This is a genomic window from Massilia cavernae (genome assembly GCF_003590855.1).
Classification (GTDB): Bacteria; Pseudomonadota; Gammaproteobacteria; order Burkholderiales; family Burkholderiaceae_D; genus Telluria_A; species Telluria_A cavernae.
The window spans coordinates 1-13,625 of record NZ_QYUP01000128.1; the positions used below are offsets into that span (position 1 = coordinate 1).

The window sequence follows — 13,625 nt, forward strand, 5'->3', positions numbered from 1 at the left end:
GCATGATCACCAACCATCTGGCCTTTTCCAAAACAGCCAACGGCACGCTCGCCTATGTGACCGTCGGTGGTGAAAATGCAGTAAAGGTGTTCACAACCGACGATACGCCCAGGCTGATGGCGACCATTCCGGTCGGCGCGCTACCGCACGGCATCTGGGCATCCGACGATGGCAGTCGCCAGTATGTTGGACTTGAAAATGGCGACGCGGTGGATGTGATCGACACGGTCTCCAACAAAGTTATTGCACGGGTGCCGGTCGGACAGGCGCCCCAGGCTTTGGTCTATGTCTCGAACGCAGTCATGCGCGGCGATGGTGGGGCGAACCTGACGCCTCGCGGCAATAGCGATCCGATCAATATTGCATTGAAACCTGCTGCCAGCAACGGCAATGGCTTTGTGGTGGCACGCAATCTGGGCGTCATCGATTCACTGGAAGTCTCGCTGTTCAAGCTAAAACCGATGACCGTCTACAGCGTCTATGTGACAGGTCAAAGAACGCCGGTTGCCAGCTTCAAGACCAATCCAATGGGCATGGCCAATGGCACGACGATCGGCCCGCTACGCGAAGTCTCCAACACCTTGTCCACCAAGGACGCGGCAGCCAGCAAAATCATCGTGATGGAGGGTGAGGCGGCGGCAGATACGGCTAAAGCCGTCCTCGTCGGTTCCTGATGAACTCAACCGCGGCACAGCAACATCGTGCTATGCAACCCGGCGTTATGTAAGTAAGCTGAAGCCTGCAAACGCCGGCCGGCCGCAATGATCCAGAGTTTGTACGAATGCGTTCATATAAAAATCGCTAAAGGAGACGAGGATGCGACTCAAACAAAACGAACAGACTGCTCAGACGCAGCAGCTTGCCAGCCCACGCCGTCGCCATGTGCTGGCCGGTAGCGCTGTCGCGGTGACGGCCGCAGGGCTAGCTGCGTTCACCCGGTCTGCGATGGCGCAGGCGGTGGCCAGTACTGTGCCCGCCGCCAAGCCGCTGCCGGCCTATGTGAACTGGAAAAATGCCGACGCGATGATCGTACATACCTCCAGCACGTTGGAGACGAAGCGCAGCGCATTCGGCTCCAGCATCATCACACCCACCAATCAACTGTTTATCCGCAACAACCTGCCGGTGCCCGACGCCTCGATCATCGCCGATCGTGACGGTTGGGCCATATCGATTGAAGGAGTGAAAAATCCCCGCACCCTTCGAGTCAAGGATCTGAAATCGATGGGGCTCGAGACGACGGCGATGGTGCTGCAATGCTCGGGCAATGGCCGTGGCCTCTTTCCAAACAAGCCCAGCGGCACACCCTGGCAAGTGGGGGCCGCTGGCTGTGTTGTCTGGAGCGGCGTTCCGGTGCGCGCAGTGGTCGAGGCATTGGGCGGCGTCAACAAGGGCATGCCCTACATGACTGGTACCGGCGGTGAAAAGCTGCCGGAAGGGATCGATCCGAAAAGCGTAATGGTCGAGCGCTCGGTGCCCGTAACGGCAATGGCCGACGCCCTGCTGGCCTGGGAAATGAATGGCGAACCGATTCCGCTGGCCCACGGAGGCCCCCTGCGTCTGGTCGTGCCGGGCTACACCGGCGTCAATAACGTCAAGTACATCAAGCGCCTCGCGTTCACCGCAGAGCAGACCGATGCAGCCATCCAGAAAACCGGATACCGGATATCCCCGCCTGGCCAGAAGGGGGATCCGAGTCATCCTCCCGTTTGGGAAATGGGACCCAAGTCATGGATCAATTCACCTGCGCCGGAATCAGGGCAGCTGGCGGCCGGTCCGGTGCAGATCAAAGGGGTGGCATTTGGCGGCATCAATGCGGTGAAGTCGGTGGACGTGTCGGTTGATGGCGGCAAAACCTGGATGAAAGCGCGGCTTGTAGGCCCGGATATGGGGCGCTACGCCTGGCGCCAGTTCGTGCTGCCGGCGACGCTCGGGCCGGGCAGTCACACGATTGCGTGCAGGGTCGTCGATGCGGAAGGAAACCGTCAGCCGGAGGGGCGGGTGGAAAACGCTGGCGGTTACAACAACAATAGCTGGCGCGATCATGCGCTGACCATCAGTGTCGCCTAAAGGAAACCTATGTCATTGAAGATTAAATTTTTTGCTATTGCCGCCGGGATGGCTGCATTGCAGTGCGGTTCTGCGGCCTTTGCACAAGCCAATGTGGGGGCGGGAAAGACACTCTTTAACCAAACCGCAACCCCGGCCTGCGCGGTGTGTCATACGCTCAAGGACGCGGGCGCGGCAGGTGAAATTGGACCAAACCTGGATGAACTCAAGCCCGACGCGTCGCGGGTGGAAAAAGCGATTCGCAATGGCATAGGTCAGATGCCCGCTTACACTAAGCTCAGTGACGAACAGGTTGAACTTCTGTCACAGTACGTTGCCAGAGTAACAGGCGCGAAGTAGAACGAGTTTGCAACTTCGCGCTCGCATGGCGCGGGTGATAATGATGACGCGTGGCGCTTCTTGCATGCTCAACACTCCGTCTTCGGGCGTTTGGCTTGCCTGTGGTTTGAGAACGGAAATGGACCGGAACGCGACATTTCCGATCCACGAACAAAAACGCCAAGCTTTGAAGGCTTGACGTATTGTGAACGAAATTCTTGGTGGCCCGGGGCGGAATCGAACCACCGACACAAGGATTTTCAATCCTCTGCTCTACCGGCCGAGCTACCAGGCCAGGGTCAGGCTTGCAAAGGATTGTGTGCCTTGCTCTAAGCCGATTCCGAGGTCTTAGAACTGGTTCATCGTGTTGTGCTTGCCGGACGCTTTCAGGGCAGCGTCGCCACTGAAGTACTCCTTGTGATCGTCGCCGATGTCCGAGCCCGACATGTTCTGGTGCTTGACGCAGGCGATGCCCTGTCGGATTTCCTTGCGTTGAACGCCGGCGACATAACCCAGCATGCCTTGTTCGCCGAAGTAGTCCTTCGCCAGGTTATCGGTCGACAGTGCAGCGGTATGGTAAGTCGGCAGCGTGATCAGATGATGGAAAATACCGGCTTCGCGCGCAGCGTCGGCCTGGAACGTGCGGATTTTTTCGTCTGCAGCAATCGCCAGTTCGGTCCCGTCGTACTCGACGCTCATCAGTTGTGCGCGCTCGTAAGCGGACACATCTTTGCCTTCGTTCTTCATACTGTCGTACGCTTGCTGGCGGAAGTTCAGGGTCCAGTTGAACGATGGGCTGTTGTTGTACACCAGCTTGGCGTTTGGAATCACTTTGCGGATCTCGTTCACCATGCCGCCAATCTGGGCAATGTGCGGCTTTTCGGTTTCGATCCACAGCAGGTCGGCGCCGTTCTGCAGCGAGGTGATGCAATCCAACACGCAACGCGCTTCGCCCGTGCCCGCACGGAACTGGAACAAGTTGCTGGGCAAACGCTTCGGACGCAGAAGCTTGCCGTCGCGCTTGAGCACGACATCGCCGTTGCTCATCGACTCGGTCGACACTTCTTCCACGTCCAGGAAGGAGTTGTATTGATCGCCCAGGTCGCCTGGCTCGCGGGTGACAGCAATTTGCTTGGTCAGTCCTGCGCCCAACGAGTCGGTACGCGCAACGATCAGGCCGTTGTCCACGCCAAGCTCCAGAAACGCATAACGTACAGCACGGATCTTGGCGAGGAAGTCTTCATGCGGAACGGTGACCTTGCCGTCCTGGTGGCCGCATTGCTTTTCATCGGAAACCTGGTTCTCGATCTGGATGCAGCAAGCACCCGCTTCGATCATCTGCTTGGCCATCAGGTAGGTTGCTTCAGCGTTGCCGAAACCTGCGTCGATGTCCGCGATGATAGGCACGACATGCGTGATGTGATTGTCGATCTGGTCCTGGATTGCGTGCCTGGCGGCGCCGTCGGCCGCGTCCAGCTGGCGGAATAATCCGCCCAGTTCGCGCGCATCGGCTTGGCGCAAGAAGGTGTACAGCTCGCGGATCAGGTCGGCAACGGCGGTCTTCTCGTGCATGGACTGGTCAGGCAAGGGCCCGAACTCGGAGCGCAAGGCAGCAATCATCCAGCCAGACAGGTAGAGGTAGCGACGGTCGGTGCTATTGAAGTGCTTCTTGACCGAAATCATCTTCTGCTGACCGATGAAACCGTGCCAGCAACCGAGCGACTGGGTGTACTTTGACGAATCGGCGTCGTAGTTCGCCATGTCGTCGCGCATGATCTTGGCCGTATACCTGGCGATATCGAGGCCGGTCTTGAACCGGTTCTGGGCGCGCATGCGTGCAGCGGACTCAGGATTAATCGCGTTCCAGGCACTTCCTTCCTTGTCCTTGAGTGCAGCGATGGCTTGTATATCGTTTTGATACTGTGACATGTGAATCTCCCGGGTAGATAAAAGCGAATCAAAAAAACCTATCGTTGTGTGGCTGGGTCTGCTCACGGCCTGATTCGCAAGGCGGTGAAATAAAGCAAAACTACCTGTACAAATGATAGACGTTTTTTTCCGGATTTGATCATGTTCTTATATAAGACATATGACTTAAATTATTTTTTCGTCAAGAAAACAAAGAGTTTAGGAGTCTATTATCATGATGTGAAATGAAGTTCTCGAAGAAATGGAATGGTCCGTCACCTTATTCCTTGGGCTAAATGCCACATGTGAAATGGACTTTTTAGCACAGGGAAGGGTAAACCAGGGCTCACCTGGAAAACGACGCCGAGCTTAAAATCTTCGTTTGTACTTGACAATGACCCCCCCAAATAAAATTTGGTAGCCAACTTTTGGGTTCGTTCACGCCAGGAGTGGTGTTTGTTTGGAAGGTTTTTCTGTGGCTGGCTCCGGGGAGTGAATGCGAACCACCTGACCCACAAGGATCTTTCAATCTTTGTGTCAAGGAGGGGCGACGCGGTTCGATTGATTGTAAGGTGAAGTTGCATTACCATTGATGCATTGGACGACGAGGATGGCATCATGGCGATATTAACTGTAACCGCACGCGGCCAAGTGACCCTGAGGAAAGAGGTGCTGCAGCACTTGGGCATCAAGCCCGGCGACAAAATCGAACTCGACTTGCTGCCAGATGCAAGGGGCATTCTCAAAGCCGCCCAGCCAAGCGGAGCGATAGGCGGCTTTGTCGGATTGCTCGCCGGTAGGACAAAGAAAGTCGCCACCTTGGAAGAAATCAACGAGGCGTCAGCACAAGCCTGGGCGGGCAAAACATGAAGGTAACGGTAGATACAAACGTCCTCATCCGTGCTGTCGTGCATGACGATCCCGCGCAGGCGCTGCTTGCAGCCAAAGTCTTGATGGATGCGAAATTGATCGCGGTGGCTGTGCCGTGCCTGTGTGAATTTGTATGGGTATTGCGTAAGGTGTATGCCTTCCAGGCTGCGGATGCGGCGTTGGCGATTCGCGCACTGCTTGCAACCGCAAACGTAGAAATGAATAGGCCCGCCGTTGAGGCCGGACTGAGGGCACTTGAAGCGGGCGGAGATTTCGCCGATGGCGTCATTGCCTATGAGGGAAATTGGCTTGGTGGCGAGACCTTTGTTTCCTTCGACAAGAAGGCGGTTGCGCTGCTCGCCGCGCATGGTCAATCCGCGCGTCAGTTGTAAGCGGGGCAGGGCGCCAGAATGTCGTACTCAGCAGACAAAAACGCCACCCGAAGATTAATGCCGTTCAGTTAAGGTGTTTTCTTAATGACGCGGACGGCATATCGCTTGGGTTGTGGGTGAAAGTCCCGTTCCGTGAGCTGACCACAGTGAACGAAGTGAAGCGCAACTGCGGAAGGGGTGACGGTCGCCAGTGGCGACAGGAACACCGTGGGGAGGAAGCGTGGAGCGAACCTGCGAGCCGATGTACAAGAATCGGATAGAAGGCGCTGCCGATCAGGGCGAGCGGGCATGAGACTGCGAAGCTCTTGTAGTCAAGGTCATGGTGTACGCTGTAGACGCCGCGGTTGCTACAAATATGGACAGAAGCAGAAGGAATGCCGCTGACTACACGTACTATTTGACCCAATCCTTGCCTCGGTCTCGGGTGTGAAATCCCCTGATTGGCTGTTTCGAAAGGATCGAACTTCGGTGCATGTGCAGGCGACAGTCGCCGCTATTTGCGAGTGACGATGAAGCACGAAATTGCTGGCCACGCCAATATCGGTCAAGGCGAAGGCCGACCGCTGATCTCTACAACACCTCCCAGCGCGGCCATGCAGCGATCAGCGCCTCCGCTGCAACACTGTCGAGCGGTTTCGAAAAATAATATCCTTGCCCGTATTCGACCTTCAGCGCGGACAATTGCTCCAGTTGATTTGCGGTCTCCACTCCTTCGGCAATCACATCCATGCCGAGGGTATGGGCCAGCGTAACGATGGTCTGGATGATGTCGGCATTCTTGCGGTCGACGTCCATCCGTCTGACGAACGACGCGTCGATCTTCAGGGTATTGACCGGGAAACGGTGCAGATATGACAGCGATGAATAGCCGGTGCCGAAATCGTCCATCAACAGCTTGATGCCCTTGTCACGCAGCTTCACCAGCACTGCAGCCGCCTGTTCGGCGTACTGCATGATAACGGTTTCGGTCACTTCGAGTTTCAAACTCCACGTGTCGAGACCGGTTTCCTTGAGCACTTGCTCGATTTGCTCCATCAAATCAGCCTGCGCGAACTGGCGTCCTGCCAGGTTGACACTCATCTGCAGCGGCTGGCGTTCCGGGAATTTCAGTTGCCAGTTGCGCATCTGCCGGCACGCTTCGTTCAGCACCCAACGGCCGATATGCACAATCAAACCGGTCTCTTCCGTCAATGGTATGAATTCGATGGGCGGCACCAGGCTGCCATCGGGCCGGCGCATGCGCACCAGCGCTTCGAAACCCGTCAGGCGACCGGATTTCAGCGCAACAATGGGCTGGTAGTGCACCACAAATTCCCCGCCTTTGACGACCGCTTGGCGCAGCCTGGTTTCCATGTCGAGCAAGGCCACCACGCGGTCGCGCAAGTCGGTCTCGAACACTTCGCTGCATGCGCCGCCGCGCGCCAGCGCACGGTGATTGGCGATTTCCGCATCGCGCAAAATATCGGCTGGGTCGGCATAACCCGACTTGCTCAACACGACGCCGATGCTGGCGGTGGTATACACCTCGCAATCCTCCAACTGGTAGACGTCCAGCAGCGCGCGTTGCAACTGGTCGGCGAAATGCATTGCTTCGCCTGCATCGTGGATATCGTCGAGCAGCAGCGCAAACTCGTGACCGCCCAAGCGCGCCACGATATCGCCCGGCCGCAGACTGCCGCCGAGCCGCTGCGCCACACCGATCAGCAACTGATCACCGCTGGCACGGCCAAGGCTGTCGGTGATGATGGAAAAGCGGTCCAGGCTCAGCAGCAACAATGCAAAACCGCGACCGCCGGTCAGCTTGGTCTGTTCCAGCGCATCGTTCAAGCGGTCCAGCATTAGCGCCCGGTTCGGCAATTCGGTCAGCCGGTCGCGCAAAGGTTCCTCCTCGATCACCGATGCGATCATCACGCGCGCCGATGCCGCGCCAATGACGCCGGCCAATTGGGATTCGGCGGTATTCACGAGCTCGGCGTCGGCTTCCCGCGGCCACGCCAGCCCGCGCTGCCTGGCATAGGAACTAAAGGTGGTAACCGCACGGGCCGGCCCAAGAAAACGCGACAGCAGCGCATGCAATTCGGGCAGCGAGCCGCTGGTGCGCCAAGCGCGTGCGGCGCGCCGCTCGTGCTTGAACACGTCGACGAAGAGCGCCGCCTGGGTTTGTTCAAGCGCGCTTTGCCCGGTCATCAGCGATACCCCGATATAGGCGCCGACGTTGACCAGCATGCTCCACAATACCGCGTGCGAAATCTCGTCCAGTCCTCCCAGGCCGAACAATTGCAACGGCTGCAGCAACGCGATGCCGAACGGCCCCTGTTCCAGCAGGCTCATCGGCAGCCAGCCTGAGCGGGCAAACGCCGGCAGCATCAAGGTATATAGCCATACCAGGAAGCCGCCGCATAGCCCGGCCAACGCACCGTTGCGCGTGGCGCCCTTCCAGTAGATGCCGCCCAGCACCGCTGGTGCAAACTGCGCCACGGCGGCGAAGGAAATCAGACCGATCGACACCAGCGCATACGCTTCCCCGGCCAGCCTGAAGTAAGCGTAACCGAGCAGCATGCCGAGCACGATGGTCACACGGCGGATCGCCAGCAGCAGGCCGGACAAATCCTCGCGCTCGCTCAGTTTCAGTGCCTTGATGCGCAACAGCACCGGCATCACCAGGTCGTTGCAGACCATGGTGGAGAGTGCAATGCCTTCAACGATCACCATCCCTGTTGCGGCGGAAAAGCCGCCGATGAATACCAATAGCGCCAGCGCCAGCTGGTGTTCCGACATCGGCAATGTGAGCACGAAAGTATCGGGATTGGCAGCAGTACCGGCGAAATGCAGCAAGCCGCCAAAAGCGATCGGCAGCACGAAAATATTGAACAACAGAAGATACAGCGGAAATAGCCAGATCGCCTTGTTCAGATGGGCTTCGTCGACGTTTTCGATCACGGCGACCTGGAACTGGCGTGGCAGGAATACGATCGCCAGCATCGACAGGAAGCTCACCGAGAACAGCGAGGCCCAACTGCGGTAGACATCCACTTTACCGCCGCCGATGGTGAGCGCTTCCTGGACCTGCGTCAATTGCATGGCCTTTGCGAACAGGTCGCCAAAACCGTCGTACATGCCGTAGGTGACAAAAATCCCGATGCACAGGAACGCGACCAGCTTGACCAGCGACTCGAAGGCGATCGCGGCCACCATGCCCTCGTGACGCTCGGCGGCGTCGAGGTGACGGGTGCCGAAAATGATGGTGAAGGCGGCCAGAATCAAGGCGACATAGAGCGCAGTATCGGTCAGGATCGGCGCCGGCGCGGTCTGGGTAGCTGAAAGGCTATTGGGATCGCCGAGCAAGACATTGAAGCTGGTGGAGATGGCTTTCAGTTGCAGCGAGATATAGGGCGTGATACCCAGCACCGCAATCAGCGTGACCAGGCCGGCCAGGCGGGAACTCTTGCCGTAGCGTGAGGAAATGAAGTCCGCCAGCGACGTGATCCGGTTGTCCTTGGCAATGCGGATGATCTTGCGCAGCACCAGCCACCACAGCGTGGCTGCCACAGTCGGCCCCAGATACACCGGCAGAAAACCGATGCCGCTGGTGGCGGCGCGTCCCACGCTGCCATAGAAAGTCCAGGCGGTGGCGTAGACCGCCAGTGACAATGAATAGACATACGGATTGGCAATGATGCTACGCCCTTGCGCGGCGGCCTTGTCACCCTGATAGGCGATCGCGAACAACAGTCCCAAGTAGGCGAAAGCGACCAGCGCTATCATCCATCCGGGCAGCATAAATCCTCCAGAGCTTTGCATCAGACCAAAATGGGGACGGCGATTTACATGGGTTTACCTCTTCTCAACCACCAGGACCAACAGCGCAATCAGCAGGATCCAGGCTGCGAATACATAGGCGTACAACACAGGAATGCCGAACACCAGGCTGGCTCGATTGAAGAGGGCGAGCAAGGGATAGTTGAAGAGAAGATTTCCCAAAAGAAATAATGCAGCAAGGCGTTGGCTCTTGCCTTTTGGTAGGTCCATATTATTCTCCCGGGAACAAGCGACTTCTCCCTTGCTTATACTGTGCCCTTTCAAGCCTCTTTGCAAGGGGGGAATTTTGCCAGGGCGATTGCATGAAGGATCAGATTGCCAAGCCCAATACTTTAGCGAGATAGTCGGTGTTCCAGCCTGCCTTTAAGCGTTTTCCGGCGATCCCGAGCTTCGTGGTCTTCTCGTTTTTCAGTAGGTTGAGAGCAATTCGACGCAGGATGGCGAAATTTTGCGCAGCTTCGCCTACGCGGATACGGCAATCGTCCTCGCGAAATGCGACGTCCAGAACCCAGTGCATGCAGTTTTCGATGCCCCAGTGTGCCCGTACGGTCTGAGCGAGATGCGCCGCTTTGGCCGGCAGGCTGCTGATGTAGTATCGGCGTTCGACGCTGGTTTTGCCGCTACTGTTTCTGCCAATAATTTCACGCGTCGATTCGATCATGATTAGGCTTTGCAGGCCGGACCAGTGCTGGTTTTGCTGACCGAGCCAGGCGACGTCGTTGGTTACCAAGCAGCGCCGGGTTTCGATCCGTCCGTGATCTTTTTCCGTCTGGCTGTCATCCCAGAACGGGCGATCCAACTTGCCGCTATCTGCGGCATCGAACCACAGCTTGACGGCTTCGGACAGACCGGGCTGGTTGTCCTTCACGCCCAGCACATAGTCGGCGCCGCTTGCGACGATATTGGCCGCGATGTCGTGCTGGCATCCCATCGCGTCAATCGTGATTATGGCGCCTTTGATGTCCAGCGTCGCCAACAGTTCCGGTATCGCCGTGATCTCGTTACTCTTGTCGGCTGTCCGGACCTGTCCCAGCGTCAAACCGCTTGCGCTGCTCCATGCCGACACTAGGTGAATGGCACTCTGCTTGCCATCATGCGAGCCACGTACGCACTTGCCATCGATGGCAATGTGCTGTCCCTTCAGCGAGGGACACATTGAACTCATCCAGCGCACGAAGCATGCCTCGAACTGCGTTGCGTCGAGCAGCGAAAAGACCCGTCCGAAGGTGTCGTGCGAGGCGATGCCATTGGCAAATGGAAGGTGCTGGCGCAACCAGTCGAGCTTCATCTCGCTCCATTCGACAACATTGGTCCAGCTCTCTGCCCCACTGATGACGGCGCAGATCGCGGCCAACAGTAATTCGTCGAGTTGATATGCGCATTGCCGCGCACGCGGATCGCGCAATTCATCGAATGCTTCCACCAACGACATCGGTCCGTTTGCCATTTTCTCGCTCAAATATCGAGAGTAAACGCCATTCTGAGCGAGTTTACAAGCAATACTTGCAACCTTTGCTCATGACAACGAGATCGCCTTCATGCAATTGCCCTGGGAATTTTGCCCGTCACCGTAGCGGCCATCGGCGCGTGAACCTCCAGGCAAAATCCTGCCAGAAAGTTCTACCAATTGCATGTCTCTCGAATGGGTGAGCTTACGCCGGGACTTACGGAGGACGCAATTGAAGCGGCCTATCCGATGGCGGGCATGATGATTACTCACCAAAAGCGAACGCATGGAACTTCAACAGCAAGTCAGCGCGAGGAATGGGCGGGCCGACACAGTGCGTCGTGCCCGTCTGATTCTGCTGCTGTCCGATGGTCACGCGTGGGCCGAGATCCGGGCCAAACTCGACTGCAGCGACAGCTTCATTGATCTCTGGAGCAAGCGCTTTGCAACGGACCGGCTTGCCAGACTGTTTTCGCGTCACGCGGGTCGCGAACGCTACAAGGTCACCGATCGCATCGAAGCGCGCGCTGGCGCGCACCACGAAACACAAACCGGCCGACGCATTGGTCGACGCGCAAACCGTCTTTGGCATCATCAAGTCGGTAATGGGGTTTCGCCAATTCTCGCTGCGCGGCTTGAAACAGGTCAGTGGCGAGTGGAACTTGGCGTGGAATTTGAAACGGATGGCCGTATTGCGTCATAAATTTGGATAAGCCGGGAAATAGTCCGAGAAAATCACGAAAATCGCCAAAATTTCGTTTGAATTGCCTATTTTTTTGGGCAGTTTGCGTATTCCGCCGAAACTGGACACCTGTTCCGCCGCAAACTGGACAGTCGTTCCGCCGCAAACTGGACACTTGGTCCAGGCCAAACTGGACACTTGAGGCGATGCGGCCGGGGTCGAGCTTGGGTTTTACTCCTGTTGGTGGGTACTTGTCAAACCTGCACGCTTTTTCCGCATTGATTCTCCTTTCAAATTGAGATGATGGCGTTGTGGACCAGGCGTCGAGGATCGCGTCAGCCAAGGTCGCGTCACCGATGCGGCGTGCCAGTGCTCGATGGGAATTTGACTGGTGACGATCGTGGAACGGACCCCGTGCCTGTCGTCGAATACTTCCAGCAGGTCGCGCCGGTGCACGTCGTCGAGCACGGCAAGGCCCCAATCGTCAATTATCAAGGTGTCGATTTTGGCCAGTTGCTTGAGCAACTTCTGTAGCGGCCGTCTGCACGGCCGATGCTCAGCTCATCGAGCAGGCGCGGCAGGCGCACGTAATAGGCGCTGTACCCCTGGCGGCAAGCCTGGTGCGCGAGTGCACAGGCTAGCCACGTCTTGCCCACGCCGGTGGGCCGGTCAACAGCACGTTCTGATGGGCAGTCAGCCAGTTACCGTTCAGAAGGCGCTGGAACAAGGGCTTATCAAGGCCGCGCGCATGCGGTAGTCGATGTCTTCGCAGCAGCATTCGTTTGAGCTTGGCGCGTTGCAGGCGCAGCGCCAAGGCCTTGCCATCGCGTTCCGTGGCTTCATGTCGATCAGCAGGCCGAGCCGTTCATCGAAGCCGAGATGATCCAGATCCAGCCCGCTCTGCTCGGCGAAGGCACGCGCCATTCCGAACAGCTTGAGGCGGGTGAGTTTGTCATAGGTTGGGTGATTCAACATGGTTGTTCCTTGGTGGTGGCTGGGCGCTGGCAGCGCTCAGTCGAATCTGAAATAAACGGTTTATACTGTTTAGTTAATAAATCAATGGAGATGATTCGATTGGTAGTAAGCCGCGCCACGCAGGTTCTCGTGCTCGGGCAGATCGAGCGTGCGTTGCGCAGTGAGCAGCTCGAGATCGAGGCCATTCTTGAGGATCGACTGCACGCTGGACCAGCTCACCGCGTTGTGTTTAAGCGCGCGTGCACAGGCCGCCTCCAGCCGCGCGATGCCATACTTCTGCCCGAGTGAGAGCACCCCCAGGCAACTGCGGAAGGCCTGCTGGGGATGGCGCCGCTGATGCAGCAGGCGCTCAACCAGCACCGAGCAGCGTGGGCCGATGGCGGCTGCGCGACTGGTCAGGGTTTCGGCATTCCAGCCAGCGACCTCGCGGTGCGCCGCCGGCATGTGTGCGTCAATTGTGGTGTGACGCCCTTTGAAAGCGCAGTACGCATGGCTGGCGATGCGCAGCCCGCGCAGAAAGACTTCGACGGTGTTCGTGGTGGCGCGCACGTCCACCTGGACACGGGCGTGCTGACACGGCACCGAGTAGTAGTGGCCGTCGAGCTCGACGTGGTAGTCGACGCCAACACGTGCCACCTTCCACTCGGCATATTCGTAGCCCTGTTGCGGGAGCGGGCGCAGTGCGGGCTGGTCCATCTCGGCGAAGGCACTGGCGCGGCAACCCGGCAACTTCTTGAAGGGACGCTGGTTCAGGTCGGTGAGCAGCACTTTCAGTTCACGATTGAGTTCATTCAAGCTGAAGAAGCGCTGGTGACGCAGTCGGGCAAGCACCCAGCGCGTCACCACCAGCACGCCGTTCTCGACCTTGGACTTGTCCTTGGGCTTGCGGGCCCGCGCCGGCAGGACGGCGACGCCGTAGTGGTCTGCCAGGTCGTGGTAGGTGGGGTTGATGTCCGGCTCGTAGCGCGACGCCTTCGATACACCGCTGCGCAAATTGTCGGGCACCCACAGTTCGCTGCAGCCTCCGTAAAAGTCGAGTGCACGCACGTGGCTGCCAATCCAATCGGGCAGCTGCTGGCTCCAGGTGGCCTCCAGGAAGGTGTAATTCGATGCGCCCAGCACGGCGACGAAGATCTGCGCTTCC

Annotated in this window: 11 protein-coding genes, 1 tRNA gene and 2 pseudogenes; 6 read left to right on the forward strand and 8 right to left on the reverse strand. The window is 57.9% G+C overall.

Annotation, left to right across the window (positions count from 1 at the left end):
- From D3872_RS17475 to sorU, 3 genes are all read left to right on the forward strand, one after another.
- Positions 1-674: YncE family protein (locus D3872_RS17475; RefSeq protein ID WP_370660974.1), on the forward strand; the 674-nt coding region annotated here is incomplete at its 5' end.
- A 142-nt stretch (positions 675-816) separates the two neighbouring features.
- A complete protein-coding gene (gene sorT / locus D3872_RS17480; protein WP_229459383.1) occupies positions 817-2,070 on the forward strand; it encodes a SorT family sulfite dehydrogenase catalytic subunit in 1,254 nt (417 codons plus the stop codon).
- Positions 2,071-2,079: 9 nt separating this feature from the next.
- Positions 2,080-2,409, forward strand: coding sequence for a SorU family sulfite dehydrogenase c-type cytochrome subunit (sorU, locus tag D3872_RS17485; protein WP_119812014.1), 330 nt, complete (start codon positions 2,080-2,082; stop codon positions 2,407-2,409).
- Between the two features lie 198 nt (positions 2,410-2,607).
- Here sorU and D3872_RS17490 read toward each other — a convergent pair.
- Both D3872_RS17490 and D3872_RS17495 read right to left on the reverse strand, forming a co-directional pair.
- Positions 2,608-2,683: transfer RNA gene (locus D3872_RS17490), tRNA-Phe, on the reverse strand.
- A gap of 53 nt (positions 2,684-2,736) precedes the next feature.
- Positions 2,737-4,317 (reverse strand): isocitrate lyase, encoded by a 1,581-nt coding sequence (locus tag D3872_RS17495; protein ID WP_119812015.1) that lies wholly within the window; start codon positions 4,315-4,317, stop codon positions 2,737-2,739.
- Positions 4,318-4,914: 597 nt separating this feature from the next.
- On the opposite strand from D3872_RS17495, the gene D3872_RS17500 reads away from it, so the two are divergent.
- Together D3872_RS17500 and D3872_RS17505 are read left to right on the forward strand one after the other, a co-directional pair.
- Complete coding sequence (locus tag D3872_RS17500) at positions 4,915-5,166, forward strand: AbrB/MazE/SpoVT family DNA-binding domain-containing protein (protein WP_119812020.1); 252 nt, start codon at positions 4,915-4,917, stop codon at positions 5,164-5,166.
- The gene (locus D3872_RS17505; protein WP_119812016.1) at positions 5,163-5,558 is read left to right on the forward strand and encodes a type II toxin-antitoxin system VapC family toxin; all 396 of its coding nucleotides are present in this window, start codon (positions 5,163-5,165) and stop codon (positions 5,556-5,558) included. The genes D3872_RS17500 and D3872_RS17505 overlap by 4 nt, the downstream gene beginning before the upstream one ends.
- 570 nt (positions 5,559-6,128) lie before the next feature.
- Here the strand turns inward: D3872_RS17505 and D3872_RS17510 are convergent.
- The 3 genes from D3872_RS17510 to D3872_RS17520 form a co-directional block, all read right to left on the reverse strand.
- Positions 6,129-9,338 carry a sodium:solute symporter family transporter gene (locus D3872_RS17510; protein ID WP_119812017.1) on the reverse strand — a complete coding sequence of 1,070 codons (3,210 nt, stop codon included), beginning with the start codon at positions 9,336-9,338 and terminating at the stop codon, positions 6,129-6,131.
- A gap of 54 nt (positions 9,339-9,392) precedes the next feature.
- The gene (locus D3872_RS17515; protein ID WP_119812018.1) at positions 9,393-9,587 is read right to left on the reverse strand and encodes a hypothetical protein; all 195 of its coding nucleotides are present in this window, start codon (positions 9,585-9,587) and stop codon (positions 9,393-9,395) included.
- A 100-nt stretch (positions 9,588-9,687) separates the two neighbouring features.
- A complete protein-coding gene (locus tag D3872_RS17520) occupies positions 9,688-10,824 on the reverse strand; it encodes an ISAs1 family transposase (protein ID WP_119808982.1) in 1,137 nt (378 codons plus the stop codon).
- 286 nt (positions 10,825-11,110) lie between these two features.
- On the opposite strand from D3872_RS17520, the pseudogene D3872_RS26630 reads away from it, so the two are divergent.
- A pseudogene (locus D3872_RS26630) lies at positions 11,111-11,233 on the forward strand (IS630 family transposase); the annotation flags it as partial.
- Positions 11,234-11,737: 504 nt separating this feature from the next.
- On the opposite strand, the pseudogene D3872_RS26635 reads toward D3872_RS26630, so the two are convergent.
- The 3 genes and pseudogenes from D3872_RS26635 to istA form a co-directional block, all read right to left on the reverse strand.
- Positions 11,738-12,162: pseudogene (locus D3872_RS26635) on the reverse strand (ATP-binding protein).
- 52 nt (positions 12,163-12,214) lie between these two features.
- Complete coding sequence (locus tag D3872_RS26645) at positions 12,215-12,481, reverse strand: ATP-binding protein (RefSeq protein WP_229459385.1); 267 nt, start codon at positions 12,479-12,481, stop codon at positions 12,215-12,217.
- Between the two features lie 81 nt (positions 12,482-12,562).
- The coding region (istA, locus tag D3872_RS17535; protein WP_119812019.1) for an IS21 family transposase at positions 12,563-13,625 on the reverse strand (1,063 nt) is incomplete at its 5' end.